Source organism: Deinococcus pimensis DSM 21231 (assembly GCF_000519345.1).
In the GTDB taxonomy this organism is placed as follows: domain Bacteria; phylum Deinococcota; class Deinococci; order Deinococcales; family Deinococcaceae; genus Deinococcus_A; species Deinococcus_A pimensis.
The window spans coordinates 22,122-30,147 of sequence record NZ_KI912670.1 but is presented as its reverse complement, the minus strand read 5'-3'; the positions used below and the strand labels follow the sequence as shown (position 1 = coordinate 30,147).

Genomic DNA, 8,026 nt, shown 5'->3' with positions numbered 1-8,026 from the left:
GCGTGTCGGTCCTCGTGAGGCACCCGCCGTCGCTGTACGCGCTCGCCGCGTGGACGGCGGCGCGCTTTCCTCACGCCCCGGCACTCGTGGAGGACGGAAGGGTCACCACCTACGCGGACCTCCGGGTTCTGGCGGACCGGGCGGCGTCGAGGCTCGCGGTGAGCGGACCGCGGGGCGTCACCGTCGGCCTGCTCGCGGACAGTTCCACGGGGTTCGTGGTCACGTTGCTGGGCGCGGCGCGCGCGGGTGTGCCGCTGGTCCTGCTCGACCCCTCCGCCCCGCCGCAGCGGACCCAGTCCACCCTCAGGGAGCAGAAGGTCCGTGTGATCGTGACGGACGACGAGCGCGCGAGCGAGGTCGCGAGCACCACGGGACTCCGCACCCTGGCCCTCTCCGCCCTCACCTCGGACGGGGCGAGGACCCCGGCGCTCGGCCGTCGTCCGGCGGGAAGGCTCGTGCTGCTCACGTCCGGCACGACGGGCGAGCCGCGCGCGGTGAGACGCGCCGCGAACGCCCGGCTCGCGCTGCGCACGCTGCCCGGCCTCGTGGACGGGCTGGAGCTGCGGGCGTTCGCCCCGACCGCGCTGACCCTCCCGCTCTTCCACGGGCACGGCCTCGCCACGCTCGCCGCGTCCCTCGCGCTGGGCGCGCCCCTGCATCTCCTGCATCGGGCGCCGCCCCGGCAGGTCTGGAACACTCTGGAGCAGGCGGGGATCGAGGTGCTGGTCGTGGTGCCCACGGTCCTGTACCGCCTGCTGACGCACGAGGGAGGGCACGCGCCCGCCCTCAGGACCATCGTGTGCGGCTCCGCGCCGCTCGGGGAGGACCTCGCCCGGCGCGCGCTCGCGCGCTTCGGGCCGGTGCTGTGCAACCTGTACGGCGCGAGCGAGTGGGGCCTCGCGACGCTCGCGACGCCGCGGGTCCTCCTGGCGGATCCCGGCAGTGTCGGACGCACCCTGCCCGGCATCCGCCTCCGCGTTCGTCTGCCGGACGGCACCGCCGCCGCGCCGGGCGAGGTGGGAGAGGTCCACGTCCGCGCGGGACGCCGGGAGGTGGCCACGGGCGACCTCGGGAGACTGTCCTCCTCGGGCGTTCTGACGTTGTGCGGTCGTCGGGACGATCTCCTGATCGTCGGTGGGGAGAAGGTCCTCCCGGAGGACGTGGAGGCCCGCGTGTCTGGGTTGCCCTACGTGCGGGAGTGCGCCGTGCGGGCCGTCCCGAGCGAGGAGTACGGACAGGCGCTCGCCGCGTTCGTCGTCGTGGGCGCAGGCTGGGAGGGCGTGACGGCCGCGCGCGTCTCGGCGGACCTGAAAGCGCTGCTGCCACGTCGCCTACGGCCCGTGCACGTCGAAGTCGTGGACGAACTGCCCCGCAACACGGTCGGGAAGCTCGTGCGGCGCAGGCTGCCGCAGGTCTAGCCCGGAATCAGGGTTCGGGAACGCGCTCGGTCTCGACGGGGGCCGCCCGCCTGGCGCGTCTCGCGGCGCGGGCGCGCAGCACGAGCCACACCGCCAGCCCCGTGGGCACCGCCACGATCAGCGCGTACTCCTGATAGCGGTGCCAGAGGGTCAGGAACACCGTCCCGCCGATCCACAGGCCCGTCTGCCACACCGCCGTCCACGAGAGCGCCCCCACGAACGAGCAGGCCGCGTACGGCAGCACCCCCAGCCCCGCCGAGCGTGCGTGCAGGATGAACAGCGTCCGCATCGGGCCGAACCAGCGGCTCACCACGGCCATCCAGGGGCCGTGCTTCCTCATCAGACGCTCGATGGCCGTCATGGCGCTCTGCTCGCGCAGACGTCTCGGCAGGACCCTCAGGAGGGGCTCCCCGAGGTAGTAGCCGATCACGTTGCCGATCGTGTTGCCGATCGCGCCGATCAGGATCGCCTCCCAGAGACGCACGTGCCCCGACTGTCCCAGCAGGCCCAGCGCGAGCATGCTCGCCTCGAAGGGAATGGCGGGCAGACCCACGCCTTCGAGCACCAGCAGCAGCGCGTTCACCGCGTGGACCGCCGTGGGGTCGAGGGTCTCCAGCCAGCTCAGCAGGGCGTTCAGCACGGTTCATGCTGTCACGTCGCGCGCCGTCGGTCCAGGGGGACCGCACGTCGGCGGCGAGGCGGCGCTATGCTACCCCGCATGACCCGACCCGGCGGACCCAACCCCCTGCAGGGCGTGACCCTGGAGCGGATCGTCACGAGACTCGCGGCGTTCTACGGCTGGGAGGAGCTCGCGCGGCGCGTGCCCGTGCGGTGCTTCCAGTACGACCCCAGCGTCTCGTCCAGCCTGAAGTTCCTGCGCCGCACCCCCTGGGCGAGGGCGCGCGTGGAGGGTCTGTACGTGGAGACCGTCCGCCGTCAGCCCGAGGTCGCGGACCTCGACTGACGCCCGCCGGTTGCGGGCTTCACGTCCCTCTCAGCTTGCGTTCGGCGCGAGGCGAACGCCGCGAAAGTCCCACCTCGGAGCAGGAACCCCCGGAAGCCCGGCCCACACGGGCCGGGCGGCGTCCTCGGCGTGCGCCGCGAACGAAACGAACGACGGCACGAGAAAAAACCCTCGTCCTCACGAAGTAGAAGGCGCGATAATCACCCCCGGTGATCACCAAAAATTCAAAGCGTACCCACTCACGGAGGACCACGACGTGCGTATCACTTCCCTTGTTCCCGTCATCGGCCTGACCCTCGCGCTCGCCGCCTGCGGCACCACGCCCACCACGACCGCTCCCGCCGCTCAGGGCGAGCTCGCGCCGCTCTACACTTCCGGCGACACCATCCCGGGCCGCTACATCGTGGCCCTCAGAGACGGCAGCGTGATCACCTCCGCCCCGAATGCCGTCAGCGCGCAGGGGGTCAGCAGCCTCGGCGTGACGGCCCAGGCCGCGCGGTCGCTCGTGGGCGCGCTCGGTCTGAGCGCCACGGACGCGGACGTCCACGGCATCTACACGAGCGCGTTCACGGGCTTCGCGGCCACGCTCTCCGAGAAGGCGGTGGCTCAGCTGCGGCGCGACCCGCGCGTCGAGTACGTCGAGCAGGATCAGGTGGTGAGTCTGCGTCCTCCGGCGGGTGACGTCAGCGCGCAGGCCACTCAGAGCGGCGCCACGTGGGGCCTCGACCGGGTCGACCAGCGCGCCCTGCCCCTGAACGGCAGTTACACCTACAACCGTACGGGCAGCGGGGTGAAGGCGTACATCGTGGACACGGGACTGCGCTCGTCGCACTCGCAGTTCACGGGACGGGTCGCGGCCGGGGCCTCCGCGATCAACGACGGGCGCGGCACGAGCGACTGCAACGGGCACGGCACGCACGTCGCGGGGACGGTGGGCGGCAGCACGTACGGCGTCGCGAAGGGCGTCACGCTGATCCCCGTGCGCGTCCTGGACTGTAACGGCAGCGGTTCGATCTCCGGCATCATCTCCGGACTCGACTGGATCCGGCAGAACCGCTCGGGACCGGCCGTGGCGAACATGAGCCTCGGGGGCGGCGCGTCGAGTTCGCTCGACACCGCCGTGAACAACCTCTGGAACTCGGGCGTGACGGTCGTCGTCGCGGCGGGCAACGAGAACCAGAACGCCTGCAACGTCTCCCCCGCCCGCGCGAGCGGCGTCATCACGGTCGCGTCGAGCACGTCGTCGGACGCGCGGTCGAGCTTCAGCAACTGGGGATCGTGCGTGGAGCTCTTCGCGCCGGGCAGCAGCATCAAGAGCGCGTGGTACACGAACGACACCGCGACGAACACCATCAGCGGGACCAGCATGGCGTCCCCGCACGTGGCGGGCGCCGCGGCCCTGTACCTGCAGGGCAATCCCGGCGCGTCTCCCGCGACGGTGAGGAGCGCGATCATCAGTCAGACCACGCAGGGCGTGATCTCGGGCGAGAACGGCAGCCCGGACCGGCTGCTCTACACGCCGGGCCTCTGAACTCGGGCGAACTCGGCACGCCCCGGCTCCTCGCCGGGGCCTTCGCCGGTCGAGTGCGTTCCCGACGTCCTCCCGGGCGCAGCGCCCCTATGCTGAAGACGGTCGTCACCGGACGGTCCATTGGCCCCGCGCGGGCCGGTCTCCTCGGTTCTCCCTCTCCTCGCGGCGACCCACGACCGTGCCGCCCGCGCCGTCGCGCGGAAGCGGTTCCACTGGTCGTCCCGGGGTCCCTCCGGAGGCCTCCAAGGAGCTCATGCGCCTCGTTCCACACGCGTTCAAGGGGCCGACCGACGTCGGTCCTCGTACACCGCCGTTTCCCCGCCTTCTCACCCCGGAGGAGCTCGCCGCGCTGCTGCGCGCCCACGGGCACGACCTGTCCCGTGACGAGCACGGACGACTGCACGTGATCCGGCTCACGCCCACGGTTCCCCCGCGAGCCCGCCCGCCCGGCGGCCGCCCTCCCCGGACCGCCGTTCAGGGGTGCGTGCCGAGGAGCGTGACGACCACGGCGATGGACGCGAGCGCGCCGAGGGTGGTCACGACGACGGTGGACGCGACGGTCTCGACGTCCGCTTCGAACTCGGTGGCGAGCAGGTAGGCGTTCACGGCGGTCGGCATGGCCGCCGACAGCACCAGCGCCTGCCACTCCACACCGCGCGCGCCCACGCCGAGGGCGACGAGGGCCGCGACGACCGGCCCGAGGGCGAGCCTGAGGGTGGACGCTGCCACGACGGGCCAGGTGACGCGCGGCCAGCCGCCCGTGCCGACTTGCAGGCCGAGCGCGAGGAGCACCATCGGCAGGGTCGCCTGGGACAGGAGGTGCACGCCCCGGTCCAGACCGACCGGGAGGGAGACGTGCAGGGCCCGCAGGGCGCCCGCGAGCAGGACGCACCAGAGGATGGGAAGCCTCGCGACGGCCCTCAGGCTGGACGCGAGGCCGCCCCCGCCGTACAGCGCGGGCCCCACCGTGAAGGTCAGCACGACGCTCGCGAGGAACACGATCAGGGAATACTGGAAGCCGGCCTGACCGAGCGCGAAGAGCGAGATGGGCAGCCCGAAGTTGCCGTTGTTGCCGATCATGACGGCGGCCACGACGGACCTGCGGGTGCGTCCGGGCTGACGCGACGCGACGAGCGCGGCGGCGGCGCCCATCAGCGCGACCGTCAGGACGTAGCCGAGCAGGACGCGTCCGGCCGCGCCCGAGGAGACGGTCGTGTGCAGCAACGTGTCGAGCGCGAGCGCCGGGGAGAGGGCGTACAGTCCGATCCGCGCGACGGTGCCCTGGTCGACGCGGACGAACCGTCCGAGTGCGCCGCCGACGGCCGCGACGAGGGCGACGGGCAGGACGACGTTGAGGAGGGCGACGAGCACCAGCGGAGTCTAACGCGCCCGCACGCTGACGTCGTGCGGGCGCGCCAGGTCTGGTCGGGTCAGGCGCCGCCCATGACGGGACGGGACAGGGTGGAGCGGACCCTGCGCGCGGCCTCGTCGAGGGCGCGGCGCCAGCGGCGCGGCGGACGCCAGTGTCCCAGCGCGAGCCACGCGGCGCCCGCGAAGGTGAGGGCGGCGGCGAAGGCGAGGTCACCGCCGCCCACGAGACCGCCGAGCGTTCCCGCGAGCCAGACCACGGCGAAGTTGAGTCCGGTGACGCGCCACAGGCCCACGGTGTGGGGAGCGCTGCCGGGCGTCGGCCTCGTCCGGACGGTCCTCGCGACGTTCACGCCCGCCCAGACGGCGAGCATGACGGCGCCGATCCCGTGGAGGCCGCTGCCGAGGAGGTGCGGGACGCCCGCGAGCAGGCAGAACAGGGCGGGCACGACGTACACCTGCGCGATCGTCCAGTCCGGCTTCATGCCTTCATGTTATCTTTAACTTCGCGGTTCGTCGACCCTTGCTCCTAGGCTTTCATGAGGACCGTCACGCGGACGGCAGGGTGAACAGGAACGTGCTGCCACGTCCCGGCTCGCTCTCCACCCACAGACGCCCCCCGTGCCGCTGCACGATCCGGCGGCAGACCGCCAGCCCGATCCCCGTGCCCTCGTACTGGCCGCGCCCGTGCAGGCGCTGGAACATCCCGAAGATCCGGTCGAAGTACTGCGGTTCGATCCCGAGTCCGTTGTCCGCGACGGCGAAGCGCCAGAACGTGCCCTCGCGGCGGGCCGTCACCCTGACCTCGGGCGCGGCGTCCTCCCGGTGGTACTTCAGGGCGTTCGACACGAGGTTCTGAAGCAGCTGGTCGAGCTGCTGCGCGTCCGCGAGCACCACGGGCAGCCCGCCGCGCGTCACCGAAGCGCCGAGCGCCTCCACGTCGGGACCGAGCCGCCGCACGACCATGTCGAACACTTCGTTCGCGTCGGTGGGGACCATCGGGTGCTGCTCTCGCGACACGCGCGCGTACGTCAGCAGGTCGTCCACGAGGCGCTTCATGTGCTCGCCGTTCTCCACGATCTGCCGCAGGTACGCCTGGCCGCGTTCATCGAGCGCGTCGCCGTAGCGCCGCGACACGGCGTCCGCGAAGCTCGTCACGGCCCGGATGGGCGCCTGCAGGTCGTGCGAGGCGACGTTGGCGAACTGCTCCAGTTCCGAGTTGCTGCGCCTGAGCGCTTCCAGCGTGCGCTCGCGCTCCGTGACGTCCTTCACGAGCCCCACCATGCGCGTGACGTTGCGCGCCGCGTCACGCCGGAAGAAGCCGTCGTCCTCCACGAGCCGGACGCTGCCGTCCCGGCGGACCACCCGGAAGGGCAGGTGGAACTCGTCATGCGTCTCGATGACCCGCGCGATCTCCGCCGCGAAGTGCGGACGGTCGTCCGGGTGGATGAGGTGGTCGGTCCAGTCGGCGAGGTTGCCCTGCAGCTCGTCCTCGGCGTATCCGGTGATCTCCTCCACCGCGCCGCCGTACACGATGTGGTCCGTCACGGGATCCCAGTCGTACAGCAGGTGGCCGCTGCCCCGCACGGCGACCTCGTAGCGCTCGCGCCACGTCTGCACCTCGCGGGTGCGCTCCACGAGCTCCGCCGCGCCGCGCGCGCCCTCCACGGCGATCCCCAGGCTGCGCACGACCCCTTCGAGGATCGCGCGGTCCACCTCGCTCCAGCGGCGCGTGTCGAAGAGGCCCACCACGAACACCCCGACGGGCGTCCCGCCGGCCAGCACGGGCAGCGCGGCCGTCGTCGTGATGTGCGACGCGAACTCCTGGAGGTTGTCGGTGGTGATGTCGTACTCGTCCTGATAGAACGCCTGGCGGCTCTCCCAGGGAATGACGAGCGTGCGGGCCGAGGCGTACGGCAGACCCCGGTCCACGGCGGCCTGGAGCGCGTCGTTGCGCAGGTCGCCCGTCTGGACCGTGAGACGCCAGGTGTCCCCGTCGAGCTCGTAGAACACCCCGTAGCCCGGCGGGAGCAGGGACAGCACCACCTCCTGCGCGGTCCGCACGAGCGCCGGGGTGCCGCTGCTCGTGGAGAGGTCACGCGAGAGGGCCGCGAAGGCCTCCAGCGCGCGCGTTCGCGCGGCGAGCTCCGCGTTCTGCCGGGCGTGGACGCTCGTGGTGGCGATCCGCTCGAAGGCGAGCTGCAGGCTGCGGCCGATCGCGCCGACGAGCGCCCGGTCCCGGTCCCCCCAGCGGCGCAGGTCCCGCACGCCGAACGCGAGGACCGCGCGGACCTCACCGTCGCTCCTGAGGGGGTAGAAGGCGACCTTGCCGAAGGGACGACCTCCCGCGTCGTCCTCGCCCGCCCAGTCGTCCACGAACAGCGCGTCGCGAGAGAGGCCCGCGCGCACGGCCCCGGTGACGTCCTGCTCCAGCGTGGTCACGTGCTCGCGAACCTCGCGCTCGGGGCCCCGTCCCGTGACGTGCACGGCCTTCCACGCGCCCTCCCCGGCGGGTTCGAAGTACCCGACCACCGCCCTCGGGAAGCGCGTGGGCAGCACGGAGAAGGCGAGGCGGACGAGGGCGGGGACGTCGGTCGCCTCGCTGACGGCTTCCGTGAAGGCCGCGAAGGCCGCGAGGGCGCCCCGTTCCTCCTCGAGCCGCCGCGCGTTCTCGGCTCGTTCGAGCGCGTGCGTCACCGCGCGCCCCACGACCGTCACGAGCGCCCGGTCGCTCCGCTCCCAGCT

At 72.6% G+C, this 8,026-nt stretch carries 7 protein-coding genes; 3 read left to right on the top strand and 4 right to left on the bottom strand.

Features of this window, described 5'->3' with window-relative positions; genetic code table 11:
• The coding region (locus DEIPI_RS40395) for a class I adenylate-forming enzyme family protein (RefSeq protein ID WP_169737157.1) at positions 1-1,418 on the top strand (1,418 nt) is incomplete at its 5' end.
• Between the two features lie 7 nt (positions 1,419-1,425).
• Here DEIPI_RS40395 and DEIPI_RS0119135 read toward each other — a convergent pair.
• Positions 1,426-2,058, bottom strand: coding sequence for a DedA family protein (locus DEIPI_RS0119135; RefSeq protein ID WP_027482834.1), 633 nt, complete (start codon positions 2,056-2,058; stop codon positions 1,426-1,428).
• A 78-nt stretch (positions 2,059-2,136) separates the two neighbouring features.
• Between DEIPI_RS0119135 and DEIPI_RS0119130 the strand changes: the two genes are divergently transcribed.
• Both DEIPI_RS0119130 and DEIPI_RS0119125 read left to right on the top strand, forming a co-directional pair.
• Entirely contained in the window at positions 2,137-2,382 is a 246-nt protein-coding gene (locus DEIPI_RS0119130) for a VF530 family protein (protein WP_027482833.1), read from the top strand.
• A 256-nt stretch (positions 2,383-2,638) separates the two neighbouring features.
• Positions 2,639-3,913 (top strand): S8 family peptidase, encoded by a 1,275-nt coding sequence (locus DEIPI_RS0119125; RefSeq protein ID WP_027482832.1) that lies wholly within the window; start codon positions 2,639-2,641, stop codon positions 3,911-3,913.
• A gap of 474 nt (positions 3,914-4,387) precedes the next feature.
• On the opposite strand, the gene DEIPI_RS0119120 is transcribed toward DEIPI_RS0119125, so the two are convergent.
• The 3 genes from DEIPI_RS0119120 to DEIPI_RS32705 form a co-directional block, all read right to left on the bottom strand.
• Positions 4,388-5,284 (bottom strand): AEC family transporter, encoded by an 897-nt coding sequence (locus tag DEIPI_RS0119120; protein WP_027482831.1) that lies wholly within the window; start codon positions 5,282-5,284, stop codon positions 4,388-4,390.
• 59 nt (positions 5,285-5,343) lie between these two features.
• Positions 5,344-5,766: a hypothetical protein gene (locus tag DEIPI_RS0119115; RefSeq protein WP_027482830.1), complete on the bottom strand. Its 423-nt coding sequence runs from the start codon at positions 5,764-5,766 to the stop codon at positions 5,344-5,346.
• Between the two features lie 64 nt (positions 5,767-5,830).
• On the bottom strand, positions 5,831-7,978 hold the full coding sequence (locus DEIPI_RS32705; protein WP_245588610.1) for an ATP-binding protein: 2,148 nt from the start codon (positions 7,976-7,978) through the stop codon (positions 5,831-5,833).
• Positions 7,979-8,026 lie beyond the last annotated feature (48 nt).

What these genes read in the sequence shown, in the direction of transcription:
- DEIPI_RS0119130 (WP_027482833.1), top strand. Translation starts at nt 2,137, where the DNA reads ATGACCCGACCCGGCGGACCCAACCCCCTGCAGGGCGTGACCCTGGAG.
- DEIPI_RS0119115 (WP_027482830.1), bottom strand. Translation starts at nt 5,766, where the DNA reads ATGAAGCCGGACTGGACGATCGCGCAGGTGTACGTCGTGCCCGCCCTG.